Origin of the sequence: Modestobacter sp. VKM Ac-2983 (assembly GCF_026967885.1) — a bacterium.
Lineage (GTDB): Bacteria > Actinomycetota > Actinomycetes > Mycobacteriales > Geodermatophilaceae > Modestobacter.
The window spans coordinates 1,011,842-1,033,124 of record NZ_JAPVBK010000003.1; the positions used below are offsets into that span (position 1 = coordinate 1,011,842).

At 74.6% G+C, this 21,283-nt stretch carries 19 protein-coding genes; 12 read left to right on the forward strand and 7 right to left on the reverse strand.

The genetic code is table 11. The features are described 5' to 3' along the window. The first annotated feature begins 45 nt into the window (after positions 1-45). The gene (smc, locus tag O2W18_RS16830) at positions 46-3,612 is read left to right on the forward strand and encodes a chromosome segregation protein SMC (RefSeq protein WP_269188591.1); all 3,567 of its coding nucleotides are present in this window, start codon (positions 46-48) and stop codon (positions 3,610-3,612) included. A gap of 34 nt (positions 3,613-3,646) precedes the next feature. On the opposite strand, the gene O2W18_RS16835 is transcribed toward smc, so the two are convergent. Together O2W18_RS16835 and O2W18_RS16840 are read right to left on the reverse strand one after the other, a co-directional pair. Continuing rightward, complete coding sequence (locus tag O2W18_RS16835; protein WP_269188592.1) at positions 3,647-4,435, reverse strand: endonuclease/exonuclease/phosphatase family protein; 789 nt, start codon at positions 4,433-4,435, stop codon at positions 3,647-3,649. Next, entirely contained in the window at positions 4,432-6,093 is a 1,662-nt protein-coding gene (locus O2W18_RS16840) for an alkaline phosphatase D family protein (RefSeq protein ID WP_269188593.1), read from the reverse strand. The genes O2W18_RS16835 and O2W18_RS16840 overlap by 4 nt, the downstream gene beginning before the upstream one ends. Before the next feature lie 39 nt (positions 6,094-6,132). Here O2W18_RS16840 and ftsY point away from each other — a divergent pair, with 39 nt between their 5' ends. Next, the gene (gene ftsY / locus O2W18_RS16845) at positions 6,133-7,341 is read left to right on the forward strand and encodes a signal recognition particle-docking protein FtsY (RefSeq protein WP_269188594.1); all 1,209 of its coding nucleotides are present in this window, start codon (positions 6,133-6,135) and stop codon (positions 7,339-7,341) included. Between the two features lie 94 nt (positions 7,342-7,435). Here ftsY and O2W18_RS16850 read toward each other — a convergent pair whose 3' ends face one another. The 4 genes from O2W18_RS16850 to O2W18_RS16865 are packed head-to-tail and all read right to left on the reverse strand — an operon-like array spanning position 7,436 to position 10,038. Beyond that, positions 7,436-8,185 (reverse strand): energy-coupling factor ABC transporter ATP-binding protein, encoded by a 750-nt coding sequence (locus O2W18_RS16850; protein WP_269188595.1) that lies wholly within the window; start codon positions 8,183-8,185, stop codon positions 7,436-7,438. Next, the gene (gene cbiQ, locus O2W18_RS16855; RefSeq protein ID WP_269188596.1) at positions 8,182-8,964 is read right to left on the reverse strand and encodes a cobalt ECF transporter T component CbiQ; all 783 of its coding nucleotides are present in this window, start codon (positions 8,962-8,964) and stop codon (positions 8,182-8,184) included. The genes O2W18_RS16850 and cbiQ overlap by 4 nt, the downstream gene beginning before the upstream one ends. A gap of 1 nt (position 8,965) precedes the next feature. Next, positions 8,966-9,331 (reverse strand): PDGLE domain-containing protein, encoded by a 366-nt coding sequence (locus tag O2W18_RS16860; protein ID WP_269188597.1) that lies wholly within the window; start codon positions 9,329-9,331, stop codon positions 8,966-8,968. Beyond that, positions 9,328-10,038 (reverse strand): energy-coupling factor ABC transporter permease, encoded by a 711-nt coding sequence (locus O2W18_RS16865; RefSeq protein ID WP_269188598.1) that lies wholly within the window; start codon positions 10,036-10,038, stop codon positions 9,328-9,330. The genes O2W18_RS16860 and O2W18_RS16865 overlap by 4 nt, the downstream gene beginning before the upstream one ends. A gap of 377 nt (positions 10,039-10,415) precedes the next feature. Here O2W18_RS16865 and O2W18_RS16870 point away from each other — a divergent pair, with 377 nt between their 5' ends. The 8 genes from O2W18_RS16870 (at position 10,416) to O2W18_RS16905 (ending at position 19,933) form a co-directional block, all read left to right on the forward strand. After that, positions 10,416-11,765, forward strand: a complete 1,350-nt coding sequence (locus tag O2W18_RS16870; protein WP_269188599.1) for an ammonium transporter — start codon at positions 10,416-10,418, stop codon at positions 11,763-11,765. Continuing rightward, positions 11,762-12,100: a P-II family nitrogen regulator gene (locus O2W18_RS16875; RefSeq protein WP_091066026.1), complete on the forward strand. Its 339-nt coding sequence runs from the start codon at positions 11,762-11,764 to the stop codon at positions 12,098-12,100. Before O2W18_RS16870 ends, O2W18_RS16875 begins: the two co-directional genes overlap by 4 nt. Positions 12,101-12,188: 88 nt before the next feature. Further along, a complete protein-coding gene (locus tag O2W18_RS16880; RefSeq protein WP_269188600.1) occupies positions 12,189-14,600 on the forward strand; it encodes a [protein-PII] uridylyltransferase in 2,412 nt (803 codons plus the stop codon). 95 nt (positions 14,601-14,695) lie between these two features. Next, on the forward strand, positions 14,696-14,887 hold the full coding sequence (locus O2W18_RS16885) for a hypothetical protein (RefSeq protein ID WP_269188601.1): 192 nt from the start codon (positions 14,696-14,698) through the stop codon (positions 14,885-14,887). A 184-nt stretch (positions 14,888-15,071) separates the two neighbouring features. Further along, complete coding sequence (ffh, locus tag O2W18_RS16890) at positions 15,072-16,661, forward strand: signal recognition particle protein (RefSeq protein ID WP_269188602.1); 1,590 nt, start codon at positions 15,072-15,074, stop codon at positions 16,659-16,661. A gap of 4 nt (positions 16,662-16,665) precedes the next feature. Then, positions 16,666-17,760: an amidohydrolase family protein gene (locus O2W18_RS16895; protein ID WP_269188603.1), complete on the forward strand. Its 1,095-nt coding sequence runs from the start codon at positions 16,666-16,668 to the stop codon at positions 17,758-17,760. Positions 17,761-17,807: 47 nt separating this feature from the next. After that, positions 17,808-19,556 (forward strand): proline--tRNA ligase, encoded by a 1,749-nt coding sequence (locus O2W18_RS16900; protein WP_269188604.1) that lies wholly within the window; start codon positions 17,808-17,810, stop codon positions 19,554-19,556. Positions 19,557-19,564: 8 nt separating this feature from the next. Then, positions 19,565-19,933, forward strand: a complete 369-nt coding sequence (locus O2W18_RS16905; RefSeq protein ID WP_269188605.1) for a ribonuclease E inhibitor RraB — start codon at positions 19,565-19,567, stop codon at positions 19,931-19,933. On the opposite strand, the gene O2W18_RS16910 is transcribed toward O2W18_RS16905, so the two are convergent. After that, positions 19,864-20,301: a VOC family protein gene (locus O2W18_RS16910; protein ID WP_269188606.1), complete on the reverse strand. Its 438-nt coding sequence runs from the start codon at positions 20,299-20,301 to the stop codon at positions 19,864-19,866. The genes O2W18_RS16905 and O2W18_RS16910 overlap by 70 nt on opposite strands. A gap of 155 nt (positions 20,302-20,456) precedes the next feature. Between O2W18_RS16910 and rpsP the strand changes: the two genes are divergently transcribed. Next, positions 20,457-20,999 (forward strand): 30S ribosomal protein S16, encoded by a 543-nt coding sequence (rpsP, locus tag O2W18_RS16915; RefSeq protein ID WP_269188607.1) that lies wholly within the window; start codon positions 20,457-20,459, stop codon positions 20,997-20,999. A gap of 3 nt (positions 21,000-21,002) precedes the next feature. Beyond that, the gene (locus O2W18_RS16920) at positions 21,003-21,239 is read left to right on the forward strand and encodes an RNA-binding protein (protein ID WP_014742367.1); all 237 of its coding nucleotides are present in this window, start codon (positions 21,003-21,005) and stop codon (positions 21,237-21,239) included. The last annotated feature ends 44 nt before the right edge of the window (positions 21,240-21,283 follow it).

Here is a 21,283-nt window from a genome sequence, read left to right on the forward strand (position 1 = left end):
CTGCGCTGAGCAGGACTGTCGTACCTCCCCGGGAGTCTCTCCACCGTGCACCTGTCCAGCCTGACGCTCAAGGGCTTCAAGTCCTTCGCGTCGCCGACGACGCTGCGCCTGGAACCGGGGATCACCGCCGTCGTCGGCCCCAACGGCTCGGGGAAGTCGAACGTCGTCGACGCCATCGCCTGGGTGCTCGGCGAGCAGGGCGCCAAGAGCCTGCGCGGCGGCAAGATGGAGGACGTCATCTTCGCCGGCACCGCCGGCCGCCCGGCGCTGGGCCGGGCCGAGGTCACCCTCACGATCGACAACGCCGACGGCGCTCTGCCGATCGACTACACCGAGGTCTCGATCACCCGCCGCATGTACCGCTCCGGCGAGAGCGAGTACGAGATCAACGGCGACAAGGTGCGGCTGCTCGACGTCCAGGAGCTGCTCAGCGACTCCGGCATCGGCCGGGAGATGCACGTGATCGTCGGCCAGGGGCAGCTGGACGCCGTGCTGTCCGGCCGCCCGGAGGACCGGCGGGCCTTCGTCGAGGAGGCCGCGGGCGTCCTGAAGCACCGCAAGCGCAAGGAGAAGGCGCTCCGCAAGCTCGACGCGATGCAGGCCAACCTCGACCGGCTCGGCGACCTGACCGCCGAGCTTCGCCGCCAGCTGAAGCCGCTGGGCCGCCAGGCCGAGGTCGCCCGCCGCGCCGCCGGGGTCCAGGCCGACCTGCGCGACGCCCGGCTCCGGCTGCTCGCCGACGACCTGGTCGACCTGCGGGACGCACTGGACGCCGACATCGCCGACGAGACCGCGGCCCGCGCCCGGCGAGCCACCGTCGAGGCGGCGCTGGGCGGGGCCGCCGGCAACGAGTCGGTCCTGGAGCGGCAGCTCGCCGCCGACGCCCCGGTGCTGGCCGCCGCCCAGGACAGCTGGTTCCGGCTGTCCACCCTCGCCGAGCGGTTCCGCAGCGTCGCCCAGCTCGCCGCCGAGCGGCACCGCCACCTCGCTGCCGTCCCCGCCGCCGCGCCCGGTGGCCGGGACCCCGACCAGCTGGACGCCGAGGCCGACCGGGTCGACGCCACCGAGCGCGAGCTGGCCTCCTCCCTGGAGGCCGAACGGGCCCGGCTGGACACCGCCGTCGCCGTCCGCGGGGAGGTCGAGACGGCGCTGGCCGAGGCGGAGCGTGCGCTGGTCGCCGCCGCCCGGGCGCTGGCCGACCGGCGTGAGCAGCTGGCCCGGCTCTCCGGGCAGGTGGCCGCGGGCCGGTCGCGGGCAGCGGCCGGCGAGGCCGAGATCGAGCGGCTGGCCGCGGCCGCCACCGAGGCCGCCGACCGTGCCCAGGTGGCCGCCGACCGGCTGGCCGCCCGGCGCGACGAGCTGAGCGCGGACGCCGGCGGCGACGAGGGGCTGGCCGCCGAGCACGGCGCCGCCGTCACCGCACACGCCGCGGCGGCCCGGGCGGTCACCGAGCTCACCGCGGCCGAACGCGCCGCGGAACGGGACCGGGCCGGCTGGCGGGCCCGCCGTGACGCCCTGGCCCTGGGCCTGGCCCCGGCCGACGGTGCCGCCGCGGTGCTCGCCGCGGGGCTGCCCGGGGTGCTCGGCCCGGTGCCCGACCGGCTGGCCGTGCAGCCCGGGGCCGAGGTCGCGCTGGCCGCTGCCCTCGGTGGGCTGGCCGACGCCGTCGTGGTCGACGGGGTCGAGCAGGCGGCCGCCGTGCTCACCCACCTGGCGAGCACCGACGGTGGCCGGGCCGGCCTGCTGGTGACCGGTGGGCTCCCGGCCGTCTCGCGGGACGGCTGGCCCGAGCTGCCCGACGGCGCCCGCTGGGCCCTCGACCTGGTGGCGGCCCCCGCCGAGCTCGCCCCCGCGCTGGCCCGGGCGCTGGAGCGGGTCGCGGTCGTCCCCGACCTGCCGGCCGCCGTCGCGCTCGTGCGCACCCACCCCCGCGTCCGGGCGGTCACCGACACCGGTGACCTGCTCGGCGCCGACTGGTCGGTGGGGGGCCAGGCGAACGCACCGTCGGGGCTGGAGGTGCGGGCACGGGTCGACGAGGCCGCCGCCGAGCTCGACCGGGCGACCGCGCACGCCGCCGGCCTGGCCGAGGAGCTGGCCCGGGCCCGCGAGGACGCCGCAGCACGCTCGGCCGACGTCGACGCTGCGCTCACCGCGCGGCAGGCCGGCGACCGGGCGCGCTCCGCGGCCGCCGCGGAGCTGGCCGAGCTCGGTGCGGCGGCGCGCTCTGCCGTCGCCGAGGCCGAGCGGCTGGACGCCGCGCGGGTGCGGGCCGAGCAGGCGCGCGAGCAGGCCGAGGCCGGGCTGGTCGAGCTGGAGGAGCGGCTGGCGGCAGCCGAGGCCGCGCCGATGGAGGAGGAGCCCTCGACCGACGAGCGCGACCGGCTGCGCGCCGAGGCGAGCGCCGCCCGGCAGGCCGAGACCGAGGCCCGGCTGGCGGTGCGCACCGCCGAGGAGCGGGCCCGGTCGCTGGCCGGCCGCGCCGAGTCGCTGCGTCGGCAGGCCCGGCAGGAGCGGGCGGCGCGCGAGCGGGCCGCCGCCGCCCGGATCGCGCGGGAGCGTGGCGCGCGGGTGGCTGCGGAGGTGCGGGGCGGTGCGGAGGAGGCGCTGACCCACCTGTCGACCTCCCTCGCCCGTGCGGCCGCCGAACGGGAGGCCCTGGCCGAGGCGCGCACCGGTCGGGAGGCCGAGCTGCTGGTGGTCCGGGCCCGCGTGCGGGAGCACACCGCGGAGCTCGACCGGCTCACCGACGAGGTGCACCGGGACGAGGTGGCCCGTGCCGAGCAGCGGCTGCGGATCGAGGCGCTGGAGTCCCGGGCGGCCGAGGAGTACGGCGTCGACCTGCCGACCCTGCTCGCCGAGTACGGGCCGGCCGCGCCGGTCGCCCCCACCCAGGCGCAGCTGGCCGCGGCGGAGGCGGCGGGGGAGCCGGAGCCGCAGCCGGTGCCCTACGACCGCGGCACCCAGGAGCGCCGGGCCGCCCGGGCCGAGCGGGACCTGGCCGCGCTGGGCAAGGTCAACCCGCTGGCGCTGGAGGAGTTCGCGGCCCTGGAGGAGCGGCACACCTTCCTGGCCACCCAGCTCGAGGACCTCAAGGCCACCCGCCGCGACCTGCTCACCGTGGTCCGCGAGGTCGACGCGCGCATCCACCAGGTCTTCGCCGAGGCCTTCGCCGACACGCAGCGGGAGTTCGAGCAGGTCTTCGCCACCCTCTTCCCCGGCGGGGAGGGGCGGATCTTCCTCACCGACCCGGAGAACCTGCTGACCACCGGCGTGGAGGTGGAGGCCCGGCCTCCCGGCAAGAAGGTCAAGCGGCTGTCCCTGCTGTCCGGTGGCGAGCGGTCGCTGACCGCCGTGGCGCTGCTGGTCGCCATCTTCCGCGCCCGGCCCTCGCCGTTCTACGTCCTCGACGAGGTCGAGGCGGCGCTGGACGACGTCAACCTGGGCCGGCTGCTCACCCTGATCGAGCAGCTCCGCGACACCTCGCAGCTGATCGTGATCACCCACCAGAAGCGGACGATGGAGATCGCCGACGCCCTCTACGGAGTGAGCATGCGCGGCGACGGCATCACCGGCGTGATCAGCCAGCGGCTGCGCGAGCTCGAGCCGGCGTAGCCGGCGAGCTGGGCTGGTCGGCGAGCCGGCCTGGTCAGCCGGTCGCCGGCACGTCGAGGTCGACCAGCAGGGGGTGGTGGTCCGAGGCTCCCGCGCTGTCCAGCACCCGGGAGCCGCGCACCGTCACGCCGGGGGACACCCACACCTGGTCGATCCGCACCCGCGGGTGGCGGGCCGGGTGGGTCATCCCCTGGTGGGCGTGCACGGAGAAGCGTCCGGCCTGGTCGCTGCGGTCGGCCGCCAGCTCCCAGGCGTCGCTGAGGTGCTCGCGCAGCGCCGCCAGCTCCGGGGCGGTGGCGTCGGCGTTCAGGTCGCCCACCAGCACGGCCGCCGTCCTCGGGTCGGTGTGCAGCGCGGCGACCGCGGCGGCCTGTGCGGCCCGGTCGTCGGCCGACCGGCTGGACAGGTGCGTCGTCGTCACCGCCAGCACCCCGCCGGCCAGCTGCACCTGCGCGCGCAGCGCAGTTCGTGGCTCCCCCTGTCCGGGCAGCCGGTGCAGTTCCGAGCCCAGCACCGGCAGCCGGGACAGCACCGCGTTGCCGTACTGGCGGCGTCCGCTGCTGGTGCCCGGTTCGTCGATCGAGGGCCCCCACGCCAGCTCCATGCCCAGCCCACGGGACAGCAGCAGCGCCTGGTCGACGTGCTCGCTGCGGTCGCCGAAGTGCCGGTCGAGCTCCTGCAGGCAGATGACGTCCGCGTCCGCGTCCGCGAGCACCCGGGCGAGCCGGGGCAGGTCGTGCCGGCCGTCGGCGCCCACGCCGTGGTGGACGTTGAAGCTCACCAGCCGCACTCGTGCGGAGGGGGCCACGGCGGGCGTCGTCATGACAACCGGGTGTCCAGCACCTGGGTGAAGTGCTCCGTGCCGTCCTCGTCCCGGCTGGTCGCCCAGAGCAGGAACCGGGCGTCCCGGCCCTGCAGCACCAGCTCGCCCAGCTCGTTGCCGAAGAAGGGCCCGGCCTGCTTCCGCCACTGCAGCGGGCTGGACTCCACCCGGGCCAGCGCGCGCAGCCCACCGGTCAGCACCCGGGCCCATCGGCTCCAGCCCACCTTGAAGCCGATCTCGATGGCGTGCGGCGCCTGGTTGTGCAGCGGCGACACGGTCAGCTGGTGCACCCGGGTGTCCAGGTCGCCGGGGTTGACCAGCTCGGCCGCGTAGGCGTGGTGGACGTCGCCGGACAGCACCAGTGCGGTGGCCGGCGGGGGCCCCAGCTCGCCGCGCGCCGTGGCCACCAGGGTCCGGCCCAGCCGCTCGAAGGACTGCCCGAACGCCGCCCAGTGCTCCAGGTCCGCGGCCTGCCGCAGCTTCTCCATCAACCGGCCCAGCGGGTTGCCGTGGTGACGGACCGACAGCGTCTCGTTCCACCGCTCGATGTCGTGCACCGAGTGCGGCAGCAGCCAGGGCAGCGAGGTGCCGATGAGCAGGTGCTCGACGCCGTCCTCGACCGACCGGCGCACCGCGGCATCGACCCAGTCGAACTCGAAGTCGTCGACGATCTTGCGGTCGTGCTCCTCCAGCCCGCGGCCCGCGCGGGTGTCGACCATGATCAGCCGGGTCGACCCCCAGTGCCGCACGTAGCTCCAGCGGACCGTCTCCGGCTCCGTGTCGGCGGCCCGGGCCATCTCGTCCAGCATCGGCCCGGCGTCGTCGGACTCGTCGGCGTTCTTCTGGATCGCCTGCCAGGTCTCGTTCTCCGCCAGCTCCTGCGGCGAGAGGTTGCCCAGGTGCTGGTAGACCCAGTAGCTGACCAGCCCGCCGCAGATCCGCTTCCGCCACCAGTCGGTCGGGGTGACCTCTGCACGCCAGGCCGCCGAGGTGTTCCAGTCGTCGATCATCTCGTGGTCGTCGAAGACCATCGAGGACGGGATCGTCGACAGCAGCCACCGGACCTGCGGGTCGCCCCAGGACTCGGCGTAGAGCCGGCTGTACTCCTCGAAGTCCGCGGCCTGCGCACCCGGCGGCTGGGACAGGTCCCGGCGGGAGGCCATCCACTCCTTCGTCGCCGGGGTCACCTCGTCGGCGTAGACCTGGTCGCCCAGCAGGACCAGGGCGTCGGGCCACTGGTCCTCGGGCAGGTCCAGCAGCCGGCGGGCGTAGCTGTCCAGCGCGTCCGGCGGGATGGCGTCACGGACGTCGACGGAGGTGGGCGTGGCGTAGCGGCACGAGCCGAAGGCCAGCCGGAAGGGACCCGGGCGCCCGGCCGTCCGGATCCGGCTCGGCGGGGCGCTGGAGTGCGGTGCGGGCCAGACCTGCTGCCCGTCCAGGTGCACCTCGTAGGGGATCGTGCTCCCCGGCTCCAGACCCTCGACGACGACGAGGGCGTAGTGGTGGCCGTTGACGCAGAAGGTGCGGGCCCGCTGGCCCAGCACCGTCACGTCGCACGGGCGGTCGGTCTCCACCCAGATGGTGGCCGACACCGGGTCGACGTGGCGCAGGAGCGGCCCGAGCAGCAGGAGCGGTCGGGTGCCGGCGGTCTCGGGCATGCGGCACAGCCTGCCCCATGATCCTGGGAGACTGTCGGCATGGAGTTCGTGCTGATCGCGATCGCGATCCTCGTCGTCGCCCTGATCGCCGGGATCGGTCTGCTCGTCGGCCGCGGCCGGCGCACCACCCGGCTGGACTCCGACGCCGCGCGGGGCACCACGCTCACCCGCCCGCCGATCGCCCCGGACCCGACGTCGGGCGCCACCGCAGCCGACCAGTACACCGGGCCACCGGCCGCCCCTGCGCCGATCGAGGCCGAGCCGTCGCTCGTCGACCTGCCGCCGGCGGAGCCGGAGCCCGGCCTGGTCTTCGAGACCCCACCGCCCTCGGCCGGTCGGCTGGTCCGGCTCCGCTCACGGCTGGCCCGCTCGCAGTCCTCGCTGGGCCGGGGACTGCTCACCGTGCTGGCCCGGGAGAAGCTCACCGAGGACGACTGGGAGGAGGTCGAGGAGACGCTCCTGGCCGCCGACGTCGGCGTCGCCGCCACCACCGAGATCGTGTCCCGGCTGCGCACCCAGAGCCTCGTGCTGGCCACCGCCTCCGGCACCCAGCTGCGCGACCTGGTCGTGCAGGAGCTCACCACCGTCCTGCGCCCGGACATGGACCGCACCCTGCGGACCTCCCGGCACGAGGGGCGCCCCGCCGTGGTCCTGGTCGTCGGCGTGAACGGCGCCGGGAAGACGACGACGGTCGGCAAGATCGCCCGGGTGCTGGTGGGCGACGGCAAGAGCGTCGTCCTCGGTGCCGCTGACACCTTCCGCGCCGCCGCGGCCGACCAGCTGGAGACCTGGGGCGAGCGGGTCGGGGTGCTCACCGTCCGCGGTCGCGAGGGCGGTGACCCGGCGTCGGTGGCCTTCGAGGCGGTCCGCACCGGCACCGAGGCGGAGGTGGACGCCGTCCTGGTCGACACCGCCGGGCGGCTGCACACCAAGTCCGGCCTGATGGACGAGCTCGGCAAGGTCAAGCGGGTGGTGGAGAAGCACGGGCCGGTCGACGAGGTGCTGCTGGTGCTCGACGCCACCACCGGTCAGAACGGGGTGGTGCAGGCCCGGGTGTTCACCGAGGCGGTCGAGGTCACCGGCGTCGTCCTCACCAAGCTCGACGGCACCGCCAAGGGCGGCATCGTCGTCGCCGTCCAGCGCGAGCTGGGCATCCCGGTCAAGTTGATCGGACTGGGGGAGGGGCCCGACGACCTGGCGCCGTTCGAGCCGGAGGCCTTCGCCGAGGCGCTCGTCGGGAACGCCTGACGCCGGGGGAGCATCGCAGGGAGCGCCAGCGACCGAGGAGCGGACCGCGGCGGCAGGCCCGACCCATGTGGTCGTCGGGAACGCCTGACGCCGGTCAGCCCACCGCGCGGGGGTCGAAGCCGAAGGGCAGCTCGAGCCGGTGGCTGGCCAGCAGCTCCGGGTCGGCCAGCAGCTCCCGGGTCGGGCCGTCGGCGACCACCACGCCGCCGTCCAGCACGACCGACCGTGGGCAGAGCTGCAGGGCGTAGGGCAGGTCGTGGGTGACCATCAGCAGCGTGATCGACAGCGCCTGGAGCACCTCGGCCAGTTCACGCCGGCCGGCCGGGTCGAGGTTGCTGCTGGGCTCGTCGAGCACCAGGACCTCCGGCTGCATCGACAGCACCGTGGCGACGGCGACCCGCCGGCGCTGGCCGAAGGAGAGGTGGTGCGGCGGGCGGTCGACGGCATCGGCCATGTCGACCGCGGCCAGCGCGTCGGCCACCCGTCGGGCGACCTCGGCCTCGGGCAGGCCGAGGTTGCGGGGGCCGAAGGCGACGTCCTCGCCGACCGTGGGCATGAACAGCTGGTCGTCGGGGTCCTGGAAGACGATCCCCACCCGGCGGCGGATCTCCGGCAGGTTCCGGTCCTCGACCGGCAGCCCGGCGACCTCCACCCGGCCGCGGCCGCCGCGCAGGATGCCGTTGAGGTGCAGCACCAGCGTGGTCTTGCCCGCCCCGTTGGGCCCGAGCAGCGCGACCCGCTCGCCGGGCTCCAGTCGCAGGTCGACGCCGTAGAGCGCCTGGTGCCCGTCGGGGTAGGCGAACGCCAGGTCGTCGACGAGCAGCGAGGGGAGGGGGGTGCTCACCCGAGCAGTGAACCCCCGGCCAGCACGGCGACCGCGGCCAGGGGGAGGCTGAGCGCGGTCGCCCACGCGCGCCCGCCGGCCACCGCGACCGGTCCGCTGGGCAGTCGCCCGGTGTACCCCCGGGACAGCATCGCCAGGTGCACCCGCTCACCGCGCTCGTAGGAGCGGATGAACAGCGAGCCGGCCGCCGGGCCGAGCACCTTGAGCGCACCGAGGTGGCGGCCGCGGAACCCCCGGGACTCCCGGGCCACCTGCATCCGGCGCAGTTCGCCGCCGACGACGTCGGTGTACCGGATCATGAAGCTGAGGATCTGCACCAGCACGGTGGGCAGCCGCAGCCGCTCCAACCCGCGCAGCAGGGCCCGGGCCTCGGTCGTCGCGGCCAGCAGCGTCGCGGCCAGCACCGACAGGGTCGCCTTGGCCAGGATGCTGCCGCCGGCGGCCAGCCCGCTCTCCGACAAGGACAGGCCCAGCACATCGGTGCGCGGGCCACGGGAGACGAACGGCAGCAGCACGGCGAACAGGACGAACGGCACCTCCACCACCAGGCCACGCAGCAGCCGCCCCGGCCCCACCCCGGCCACCGCCGCCACGGTCAGCAGCAGGAGCAGGAAACCGGCGTAGGCCAGCGGCGCCCAGCCGGCGTGCACCGGGGTCGCCACGACCACCAGGGCGAAGGTGAGGACGGCGACCAGCTTGGTGTGCGGCTCCAGCCGGTGCACCGGGCTGTCACCGGGCACGTAGGCCGCGGCCAGGCCACCGCCGTGTCCTGCGCCCACCTCAGTGCTGGCGGGCGTCGGCCCGAGGGGCCGAGTCGTCGGGGACCGAGTCGTCCGCGGCCGGGTCGTCCGCGGCTGGGCGCCGGCGCACCAGCAGGACCAGGACGCTGGTCAGCGCCAGCACCAGCAGCACCCCGATCACCCCGGCCAGGCCGCCGGAGAGCCGGTCGTCCCCGACCCAGGAAGCGGTGTAGTCGGCCAGCGGCGAGTCGGCGGCCGCGCTGTCCCGGGCGGTGGAACCGAAGCCCTGCTCCTCGGCGGTGGCCTCGAGCCCGTCGGGTGCGGAGCTGGCGTACCAGCTGCCCACTCCGGCGATGAGCAGCGCGAGGACCGTCCCGATCAGCACGAACGTGCGGGTGCGGGTCATCGGGCGTCCACCGCGGTCGCGCCGGCCAGGCCCGGGCGGGGGGCCAGTTCCCTGGCCCGCAGGAGGTGACGGCCGCCGCGGACCAGGTCCGGGCGGACGGTGAGCACAGCGCCGAGGACGGCGACGGTGATGACCGCCTCGCCCAGACCGATCAGCAGGTGCACACCGACCATGGCCGCGGTGACCGGCCCGAGCGCGACGTCAGCGACGCCGCCGAGGCCGAACAGGCCGACGAACACCAGGGCGGCCGCCGGCACGGACAGGAAGGCGCCCACTCCGGCGGAGGCCAGCAGCCCGGTGCGGGTGGCCGGCAGCACGGCCCGCAGCCCGCGGAAGACGCCGTAACCCACGCCGATCGCCACCAGGCCGAGCAGGGTGACGTTCGTGCCGAGCGCGGTGAGGCCGCCATCGGCGAAGACCAGGGCCTGCACCAGCAGGACGACGGTCAGGCACAGCACCGCCGTCCACGGGCCGACCAGGACCGCGGCCAGCGCACCGCCCATCAGGTGGCCGCTGGTGCCGAAGGCGACCGGGAAGTTCATCATCTGGACCGCGAAGACGAAGACCGCGGTGAGCCCGGCCATCGGGGCGGTGCGCTCGTCGAGCTCGTGGCGCGAGCCACGGAGCGCCAGGGCGACGCCGGCGGCGGCGACCGCGGCGGTACCGGCGCTGGTCGTGGCGTCGAGAAAGCCATCGGGGACGTGCACACGGACCTCCGGGACCTCGGGTTGCTGAGCTGTGCGGCCGGTGACGGGTGCCGCGGTCGGGCGCCCGGCGAGCTTATTGCACCTCGTTGGCACCTGCACACTCCTCGCAAGAAGCCCACGTGAACGGCCGGTGACGTGACCCAGCGCACTCCCGCCGACACATCTCCGGGGCGGGCGGTGCGTCGGCAACACGTCCGGAACACAACGGGGAGACACGCGCTGGGGAGTTCACCGCGGCGAAACACGTCCACGCCGTCGGCGGAAACACGGTGTCGGCACCGTCTTCTCCGCACCGCCTCCTCCGGCGGTGGCTCGCCCGAGGCCCCTCGGGGCCCCCGCTTGCGGCCGATGGCCGACGACACCCTCAGGAGGTTGCCGTGGTCAACACCGGCGACACCGCCTGGATCCTCACCAGCGCCGCACTCGTGCTGCTGATGACGCCAGGTCTCGCGCTCTTCTACGGCGGCATGGTCCGCGCCAAGAGCGTGCTGAACATGATGATGATGAGCTTCGGCGCGCTCGCCCTGATCAGCGTGCTGTGGGTCCTCTACGGCTACTCGTTCGCCTTCGGCGACGACGTCGGGTTCGGCCTGCTCGGCGACCCGGCCGAGTTCTTCGGCCTCGCCGGCCTGATGGAGGACCTCACCACCGAGGAGGGTGGCCTGCCCACCATGGCGTTCGTCGGCTTCCAGGCCGTCTTCGCCATCATCACCGTCGCACTGATCTCCGGTGCCATCGCCGACCGGGCCAAGTTCGGCTCCTGGATGGTCTTCGCCGGTATCTGGGCCACCGTCGTCTACTTCCCGGTCGCGCACTGGGTCTTCGACTTCACCCTGACCGACGACGACGGCGTGGTCACCCACACCGGTGGCTGGATCGCGAACAACCTGGCCGCGATCGACTTCGCCGGCGGCACCGCGGTGCACATCAACGCCGGCGCGGCCGGCCTGGCGCTGGCCCTGGTCCTCGGCAAGCGTCGCGGCTTCGGCCGGGACGCGATGCGGCCGCACAACCTGCCGCTGGTGATGATCGGCGCCGGGCTGCTGTGGTTCGGCTGGTTCGGCTTCAACGCCGGCTCCGCCCTCGCCGCCAACAACACCGCCGCCGTCGCCTGGGTGAACACCCTGGTCGCCACCGGCGCCGCGACGCTGGCCTGGCTGCTGGTGGAGAAGGCCCGTGACGGGCACTCGACCTCGCTGGGCGGCGCCTCCGGTGTCGTGGCCGGCCTGGTCGCGATCACCCCGGCCTGCTCGGCGGTCTCGCCGCTCGGCGCGATCGCCGTCGGCGCCGTCGCCGGTGCGTTGTGCGCCCTGGCCGTCGGGCTGAAGTTCCGGTTCGGCTACGACGACTCGCTCGACGTCGTCGGCGTCCACCTCGTGGGTGGTCTGGTCGGCACCATCCTGGTCGGCTTCGTCGGCACGGCGGCCGCTCCGGCCGGCGTGGACGGCCTCTTCTACGGTGGCGGCGTCGACCAGCTCTGGCGCCAGGTCGTCGGTGCCCTGGCGGTGCTCGCGTACTCCTTCGTCCTCACCCTGGTCATCGGCTTCCTCATCCAGAAGACGATCGGCTTCCGGCTCACCGAGGAGGACGAGGTCACCGGCATCGACACGGTGGTGCACGCTGAGTCCGGGTACGACTTCGCCTCCCTGGGCGGCGGTGGCAGCACTGCGCCCCTGGGTGGCCAGGCACGCGCCGAGGCGCGCAACACGGAAGGGAGCCAGGCATGAAGCTCGTCACGGCCATCGTCAAGCCGTTCAAGCTCGACGACGTCAAGAACGCCCTGGAGCTGATCGGCATCGCCGGTCTGACCGTCAGCGAGGTGCAGGGCTTCGGCCGCCAGCGCGGCCACACCGAGGTCTACCGCGGCGCGGAGTACCAGGTGGACTTCGTGCCGAAGGTGCGGATCGAGGTCGTCGTCAGCGAGCACGACGCGGCCCGGGTCGTCGACGCGGTCGTCGAGTCGGCCTCCACCGGCCAGATCGGTGACGGCAAGGTGTGGGTGACCACGATCGACGAGATCGTCCGGGTCCGTACGGGTGAGCGCGGGGCCGACGCGCTCTGAGGCCGGCTTGGTGACCTGACGTCGGCCGGGGTGGTGGGGTGACCTGCCGCCCCGGCCGACGCCGTCCCTCCCGCAGGACGACCGAGAGGTGCCCGTGCTCGACCTCGCCACCCTGACCGCACTGCCCCGCGCAGAGCGGGTGCAGGCGTTCGACGACTGGCTGGCCGGCCTGCTGGCCGAGGCGCTCGCCGGAACGCCACGAACCACCCGGCGCCGGGGCGGCCCGCCGGCCGACCCGGCGGAGGCCGGCGTCGCGCTGGTGGCCGTGGGCAGCCTCGGCCGCCGGGAGCTGCCGCCGCACGGCGACCTGGACCTGGTGCTCGTGCACGACGGCCGGGCGGAGGTCGCGGCGCTCGCCGACGCCCTCTGGTACCCGATCTGGGACGCCGGGGTGCGGCTCGACCACTCCGTGCGGACGGTCTCCGAGGCCGTCTCCGTCGCCGCCGAGGACGTCAAGGCGGGCCTCGGCCTGCTCGACGCCCGGCACGTCGCCGGCGACCCGGAGGTCACCGCGGGCCTGCGGACGGCGACGCTCGGTTCCTGGCGTCAGCACGCCGGCCGGCTGCTGCCCCAGCTGCGCGACCTGCGCCGGGAGCGGGCCCGGCTGGTCGGCGAGCTGGGATTCCTCCTGGAGCCCGACCTGAAGGAGGCCTACGGCGGGCTGCGCGAGGGTCAGGTGCTGCGGGCCCTGGCCGCAGCCCAGCTGGCCGACGAGCCCCCGGCCGACGCCGGAGAGGCCTACGACTTCCTGCTCGACGTGCGGGACGCCCTGCGCCGCAGCACCGGGCGGGCCGGCGACGCCCTGGTCCGCCAGGAGCAGGCCGCGGTGGCCGAGGCGCTCGGGCTGCCCGACGACGACGTGCTGCTGCGCCGGGTCAGCCTGGCCGGGCGCCGGCTCGCCTTCGTCGCGGACGAAACCTGGCGACGGGTGGACGCCTCCCTGGTGCGGCGTCCGCGGGCCCGGTACCGACGGGTCCGGCGCGAACCGCTGGCCGAGGGGCTGGTCCGGCAGGGTGACGAGGTGGTGCTGGCCCGGGACGCCCGGCCGGCCGTGGACCCGGGGCTGGTGCTGCGCGGTGCCGCCGCGGCCGCCCGTGCGGACCTGCTGCTGTCGCCCTACACGCTCAAGGTGCTGGCGGTGCACGCGCCGGCGCTGCCGGAGCCCTGGCCCGCGGAGGTCCGCTGGTCCTTCCTCCGGCTGCTGGCCAGCGGTCGCAGCGCCGTCCCGGTCCTCGAACAGCTGGACCAGGAGGGCCTGCTGGCCCGGATGCTGCCGGAGTGGGACCGGGTGCGGTCGCTGCCGCAGCGCCATCCGTGGCACCGGTTCACCGTCGACCGGCACCTGGTGGAGGCAGCCGCTGCGGCGTCCGAGCTGACCCGGGACGTCGACCGGCCGGACCTGCTGCTGGTCGGCGCCCTGCTGCACGACATCGGCAAGGGGTGGCCCGGTGACCACAGCGTCGTCGGGGAGCCGATCGCCGCGGCGGTGGCGACCCGGATGGGCTTCTCGCCGCCGGACGTCGCCACGCTGGCCGCGATGGTGCGCCACCACCTGCTGCTGCCGGCGACCGCCACCCGGCGGGACATCGACGATCACGCCACCATCGACCGGGTCGCCGAGACGATCGGTCGGGACACCGCGCTCCTGGAGCTGCTGCACGCGCTGGCGCAGGCCGACGGCGCGGCGACCAGCAGCTCGGCCTGGTCGCCGTGGAAGGCGCACCTGGTCGCCGCGCTGGTGGCCCGGGTCCGGGCGCACCTGGTGGCCGCCCCGGCCCCCGGGCCGGTGCTGGTGCCGACCGTCCCGCAGGTGAGCTCCGCGGGCACGGGGGCGGCGGGGGAGGGCGAGCGCATCTCGGTCGGCGTGCAGGACGTGGCCGACGGCCAGCAGGTGACGTTCCTGGGGCCGGACCGGCCCGGCGTGTTCAGCCGGTGCGCCGGTGTGCTGGCGCTGAACCAGCTCGACGTCCGGGCGGCCAGCATCTCGGTCGAGGGCGGCCGGGCGACCTCGGTGTTCGCCGTGCGGCCGCGGTTCGGCCGGGCACCGGTGCCGGAGATCCTGGCCGACGGCGTCCGCGCCGCCCTGGAGGGGACGCTCCCGCTGGACGACCGGCTGCGGCAGCGGGAGATCGACTACCGCCAGCACGGCGACCGCGCCGCGGGGCCGCGGATCTCCTGGTACGACAACGAGGTGGACGGCGCTGCCTCGAGCATCGTGGAGGTCCGCGCCGGTGACCGGGCCGGCCTGCTCTACCGGCTGACCTCCGCGCTGGCCGAGCAGGGGCTGGACGTGACCTCGGCGCGGATCGAGACCCTGGGGGCCGACGCCCTCGACTCGTTCTACGTCTGCGACCCCGGCGGCGCGACGATGGACGCCGACCGGCGCCGGCAGGTCGAGGAGGCGCTGGTGTCCGCCGCCCGCGGCCTCGCGCCGGAGGAGACGGCCGCCGCCCCGACGGTCGGTGGGCCGGGCGTCAAGCGGGACACGCCGTCGGGCTGAGGTCCGCAGATCTGTCGTACCCCCGTGAGACGTTCGACGTGCCGGACGGGAGCCCCCTCCCGACGACCGGCGCCGAGACGAGAGGGGACGCGACCGTGACCGATCTCCAGCAGTGGCCCTGCCCCACGTGCGAGCACGTCACCGACTTCGAACAGCCCGAGTGCATCGACGGGCACACCGCGGACGGCGGTGCGTGCCCGGAGTGGGCCTGCACCGACTGTGGCACCGCCCTGGTCAGCGGGGACGTGCACCGTCCGGCGGCCGCGACCTGGCGCCACGCCGCCTGAAGCAGGAGCCCACTGCCCACCGCCGACGAGTTCCTGGCGGGCAGCTGCCGATGGGCCATTACGCTGGGAACGGTGGCGTGACGGCCCCGGGGTGGCCCCGGGAGCCCGAGCCGTGCCGGTCGGCCCGCTGAACTCCCTGGTGGGCCGTCCGGTGGCTGCACGCCAGACTGCCTGAGGACGTGTTGTGTTCGAGACCCTCTCCGACCGCCTGGACAAGGTCTTCACCGGTCTGCGCGGCAAGGGCCGGCTCTCCGACGAGGACATCGACGCGACCGCGCGGGAGATCCGCATCGCGTTGCTCGAGGCCGACGTCGCGCTGCCCGTCGTCCGTTCGTTCATCGCCGCGGTCAAGGAACGGGCCCGCGGCTCGGAGGTCTCCTCCGCGCTGAACCCGGCGCAGCAGATCATCAAGATCGTCAACGAGGAGCTGGTCGGCATCCTCGGCGGGGAGACCCGCCGGATCCGCTACGCCAAGCAGTCGCCCACGGTGATCATGCTGGCGGGCCTGCAGGGCGCCGGTAAGACCACCCTGGCCGGCAAGCTCGGCCGCTGGCTCAAGGCGCAGGGGCACACCCCGCTGCTCGTGGCGTGTGACCTGCAGCGGCCCAACGCGGTGCAGCAGCTGTCGGTGGTGGCCGGGCAGGCCGGCGTCGACGTCTACGCCCCCGAGCCCGGCAACGGCGTGGGCGACCCGATCGCCGTCGCGCGGGACTCCATCGACCACGCCCGCCGCACCCAGCACGACGTCGTCGTCGTCGACACCGCCGGCCGGCTGGGCATCGACGCGGAGCTGATGGCCCAGGCCGCCGGCATCCGGGACGCCGTGCAGCCCGACGAGACGCTGTTCGTCGTCGACGCGATGATCGGGCAGGACGCCGTCACCACGGCGACGGCGTTCCAGGAGGGTGTCGGCTTCTCCGGCGTCGTCCTCACCAAGCTCGACGGTGACGCCCGCGGTGGTGCCGCGCTGTCGGTCCGGCACGTGACCGGGCAGCCGATCATGTTCGCCTCGACCGGCGAGAAGCTGGCCGACTTCGACGTCTTCCACCCCGAACGGATGGCCTCGCGCATCCTCGGCATGGGCGACGTGCTGACCCTGATCGAGCAGGCCGAGCAGGCCTTCGACGCCGACCAGGCCGAGAAGATGGCCGGCAAGCTCGCCAGCCGGGAGGGCTTCACCCTCGAGGACTTCCTCGAGCAGATGATGGCCATCCGCAAGATGGGCCCGATCGCGAACCTGCTCGGCATGCTGCCCGGCGCCGGGCAGATGAAGGAGCAGCTCGCGCAGGTCGACGAGCGGGACCTGGACCGCACCGCGGCGATCATCCGGTCGATGACCCCGGCCGAGCGGGCCACCCCGAAGATCATCAACGCCTCGCGCCGGGTGCGCATCGCCAACGGCTCGGGGATGAGCGTCACCGACGTCAACCACCTGCTCGAGCGCTTCGCCCAGGCCCAGAAGATGATGGGCCAGATGGCCGGCAGCATGGGCCTGCCCGGCATGGGCCCGATGTCGAAGAAGCAGCGCGGCCGGCAGAACCAGGTGCAGGCGCGCGGTAAGGGCAAGAAGGGCAAGGGCGGCAAGAAGGGCGGCCCGGCGCGCCGTCCGATCGGCGCCCCCGGCGGGATGGGCGGCGCCGGCGGGATGGGCGGGGCCCCCGGCCAGCTGCCCGGTGGAATGCCGGGCGGGGTGCCGGGTCTGCCGCCCGGTCAGGCGCTGCCCGACCTGAGCAAGCTGGACTTCAGTCAGTTCAAGGACGGGCAGGGCCGCTGAGCCGGTGACCACCGCAGCTGCCCCGGCCCTGCACCTGTCCGGGGTCGTCCTCCCCGCCGGCGAGCACCGGGAGCTCTGGGTCCGCGAGGGGCGGATCACCTTCGACCCGGTCCCCGGCGCGGAGACGGTCAGCCGCGGTGGCTTCCTGCTGCCCGGCCTCGTCGACGCGCACTGCCACGTCGGCATCGGCGGAGGTGGGGTGCACGCGACCGGGGTCGAGGACCTGCGCGAGCAGGCGCTCCAGGAGCGGGCCGCCGGGGTCCTGGCGCTGCGCGACTGTGGGTCCCCGGTCGACACCCGGGTGCTCGACGAGCACCCGGACCTGCCCCGCGTCATCCGCGCCGGCCGGCACATCGCCGCCCCCCGCCGCTACATCCCCGGGCTGGCGATCGAGCTGGAGCCGCCCGACCTGGTGGCCGAGGTGCGGGTGCAGGCCCGGCGCGGTGACGGCTGGGTGAAGCTGGTGGGTGACTGGATCGACCGCGGCGTCGGCGACCTGGCGCCGGAGTGGCCGGACGACGTCCTGGCCGCGGCGATCGCCGCCGCGCACGAGGAGGGCGCCCGGGTCACCGCGCACACCTTCGGCACCGACGCCCTGCCCGGGCTGATCGGGGCGGGGATCGACTGCATCGAGCACGGCACCGGGCTGACCGAGGAGCTGGTGGGGGAGATGGCCCGCCGGGGCACGGCCGTCGTCCCCACGCTGGTCAACGTGGAGAACTTCCCGGGCTTCGCGGCGGCGGGAGAGGCCAAGTTCCCCTCCTATTCCTCCACCATGCGGCGGCTGTACGCGAACTCCGGAGCCGTGGTGCGCGCGGCGTTCGAGGCCGGCGTCCCCGTGTTCGCCGGCACCGACGCCGGTGGGGGGATCGACCACGGCGTCATCGCCGACGAGATCCGGGCGCTGCACGCAGCCGGGCTGCCCGCCGAGGCCGCGCTGGCCGCCGGTTCCTGGGGTGCGCGCGAGTGGCTGGGCCTGCCGGGCATCACCGAGGGCGCCCCGGCCGACCTGGTGGTCTACGAGACCGACCCCCGGGCCGACCTCGACACGTTGCAGCGACCGCAGCGGATGGTCCTCCGCGGCGTCGTCGTCGCCTGAGCCAAACCGATGGACGGCGTCCCGCGGACGCCTGGGACACTCCTCCCGTGCTCCTTCGGATGTCCTCCCTGTTCCTGCGCACCCTGCGTGACGACCCCGCCGACGCCGAGGTCCCCAGCCACCGGCTGCTCGCCCGGGGCGGCTACATCCGGCGGGCCGCGCCGGGTGGGTTCACCTGGCTGCCGCTGGGCTGGCGGGTGTTCCGGAACGTCGAGCGCGTCGTCCGCGAGGAGATGGACGCGATGGGCGCGCAGGAGGTGCACTTCCCGGCCCTGCTGCCGCGTGAGCCCTATGAGGCGACCGGCCGCTGGACCGAGTACGGGCCCAACCTCTTCCGGCTGAAGGACCGGCGGGGCAACGACTTCCTCCTCGGCCCCACCCACGAGGAGATGTTCACGCTCCTGGTGAAGGACCTCTACGGGTCCTACAAGGACCTGCCGGTCTCCCTCTACCAGATCCAGACCAAGTACCGGGACGAGGCGCGGCCCCGGGCCGGGTTGTTCCGTGGCCGCGAGTTCACCATGAAGGACAGCTACTCCTTCGACGTGGACGACGCCGGGCTGGACGCCTCCTACGCCGCGCACCGCGCCGCCTACATCAGGATCTTCGACCGGCTGGGCCTGGACTACGTGATCGTCTCGGCGATGTCCGGTGCGATGGGCGGGTCCAAGAGCGAGGAGTTCCTGCACCCGACGTCGATCGGCGAGGACACCTTCGTCCGCTCACCCGGCGGGTACACGGCGAACGTCGAGGCCGTCTCGACCGTCGTCCCCGAGTCGATCCCGTTCGACGGGCTGCCCGAGGCGCACGTCGAGGACACCCCCGACACCCCGACCATCGAGACGCTGGTCGCGGCGGCGAACGAGCTGTTCCCCGCGGCCGGGTACACCGGCGCCTCGACGCTGAAGAACGTCGTCGTCACCCTGGTGCACCCCGACGGCACCCGCGAGCCGCTGGTGATCGGCCTGCCCGGCGACCGGGACGTCGACACCAAGCGGCTGGAGGCGCAGCTCGCTCCGGCCGAGGTCGAGCCGTTCACCGACTTCGCCGCCCACCCCGACCTGGTCAAGGGCTACATCGGGCCGCAGGTGCTCGGTGCCGAGGGGAAGTCGGGCATCCGGTACCTCGTCGACCCCCGCGTCGTCCCCGGCTCCCGGTGGATCACCGGGGCCAACGAGCCCGGCAAGCACGTGTTCGACCTCGTCGCCGGCCGGGACTTCAGCTGGGACGGCGTGATCGAGGCCGCCGAGGTGCTCCCCGGCGACCCCGCCCCCGACGGCTCCGGCCCGCTGGAACTGGCCAGGGGCGTGGAGATGGGCCACATCTTCCAGCTCGGCCGCAAGTACGCCGAGGCGCTCGACCTCAAGGTGCTCGACGAGAACGGCAAGCTGGTCACCGTCACCATGGGCTCCTACGGCGTCGGGGTCTCCCGCGCCGTGGCTGCGATCGCCGAGTCCACGCACGACGAGCTCGGCCTCGTGTGGCCCCGGGAGATCGCCCCGGCCGACGTGCACCTGGTCGCCACCGGCAAGGACGCCGCGGTGTTCGAGGCGGCGCAGTCGCTGGCCGAGGAGCTGGTCGCCGCCGGGCTGACCGTGCTCTACGACGACCGGCCCAAGGTCTCGCCCGGCGTGAAGTTCAAGGACGCCGAGCTGCTGGGGATGCCGACGATCGTGACGGTCGGGCGCGGCCTGGCCGAGGGCGTCATCGAGGTGCGGGACCGGGCCACCGGTGAGCGCACCGAGGTGCCGGTCGCCGAGGCCGCCGGCGCCGTGCTCGCTGCCGTCCGCGGCTGAGCCCGGTCGTGCGCAGCGACCTGGGCTCCCAGCTCCGGCGCACGACCGAGACGGTCGAGGCCAACCTCGGCCACGGCGACCAGGTCCACGCCCCCCGACCGATCGACCACCTGGCCGCCTTCCGTTGCCGGTCGGCGGCCACGGCGGCCGGGCAGGAGCTCACCGCCGCCGGCTACCGGGTCGACGGGCTGTACCGCCGGCTCCTCACCGTCTGGCTCGAGTTCAGCGCGATGACCGCGGTCGACCACGGGACGGCGGCCGCCTTCACCCGGGAGATCGTGGGCATCGTCGAGCGGCACGGGGGTCGCTACGACGGCTGGGGCGGGTTCCTGGTGGCCGCGCAGTCCGGCGACGAGGGCACCAGCTCGACCTCGTAGCCGTCGGCGTCCTCCAGGTAGGCGGCGCGGTGGTCCGGGCCGCCGGCGAACGGGTGCCGGTCGCGGAACAGCAGTCGCCAGCCGTGCGCGGGTGCCTCGGCGACCAGGGCGTCGAGGTCGCCGTCCACCCAGAACGCCAGGTGGTTGAGCCCGGGCGCCCGTCGCTCGTGCCGGTCGCCGGTGAGCGCCGGTGACTGCTCCACCACCACGTAGGTGCCGTCCCCGCCCCAGCGCCAGGACCGCCCCCGCTCCCACTCCTGGAACGGCACGGCGCCCAGTGCGGTGAGCAGCCACCCCCAGGAGGCCTCTGCGCGGCCCAGGTCGGGCACCCACAGCTCCACGTGGTGCAGCGGTCCGGTGCTGGGCATCGCGTTCCTCCTGGCGTCTGGCATCATGGTCTGTCGAACACGGCGGTGGGCGGCCCTCTCACCATCCCCGCCCGTGTCCATCGCTCCGCCGCGGCGTACCCCCACGCGTCTTCTCCGGCGAGCAACCACACACGTTCGAGGAGCACACCACACTCGTGGCCACCAAGATCAAGCTCATGCGCCTGGGCAAGATGCGCGCGCCGTACTACCGCATCGTCGTCGCCGACGCCCGCACCAAGCGGGACGGCCGCTCGATCGAGACGATCGGCAAGTACCACCCGAAGGAGGACCCGTCCTTCATCGAGGTCGACGGCGAGCGCGCCGCCTACTGGCTCGGCGTCGGCGCCCAGCCGACCGAGGCCGTGCGGGCCATCCTCCGGGTGACCGGCGACTGGCAGAAGTTCAAGGGCGAGCCGGCTCCGGCCCCGATGAAGGTCGCGGCCCCCAAGGCCGACAAGAAGGCCATCTACGAGGAGGCCGCGCGGGCCGCCATGAACGAGCCGTCCGCCGAGGCCACCACGCCGAAGAAGAAGGCCGCCCCCAAGGCCGCTGACGCCCCCCAGTCAGCTGCCGCTGACGCTCCCCAGGCTGCTGCCGCTGACGCAGCGCCCGCCGCCGAGCCGGCTGCCACGGCCGAGGCACCGGCCGCCGAGCCGGCTGCGGCTGAGCCCGCCGCGGCCGAGAAGACCGCCGAGTAAGACGTGCTCGAAGAGGCGCTCGAGCACCTGGTCAAGGGCATCGTCGACAACCCCGACGACGTCGTGGTCGACCTCGTCAACGGCCGGCGCGGCAAGACCCTCGAGGTCCGGGTGCACCCCGACGACCTCGGCAAGGTCATCGGCCGCGGCGGGCGCACCGCCAAGGCGCTGCGCCAGGTGATGACCGGTGTCGGAGGGCGCGGCCTGCGGGTCGACGTCGTCGACACCGACGGGCGCTGAGCACTCCCGGCGCCTCCGGCGCCACCCCGCAGAACACCGACACC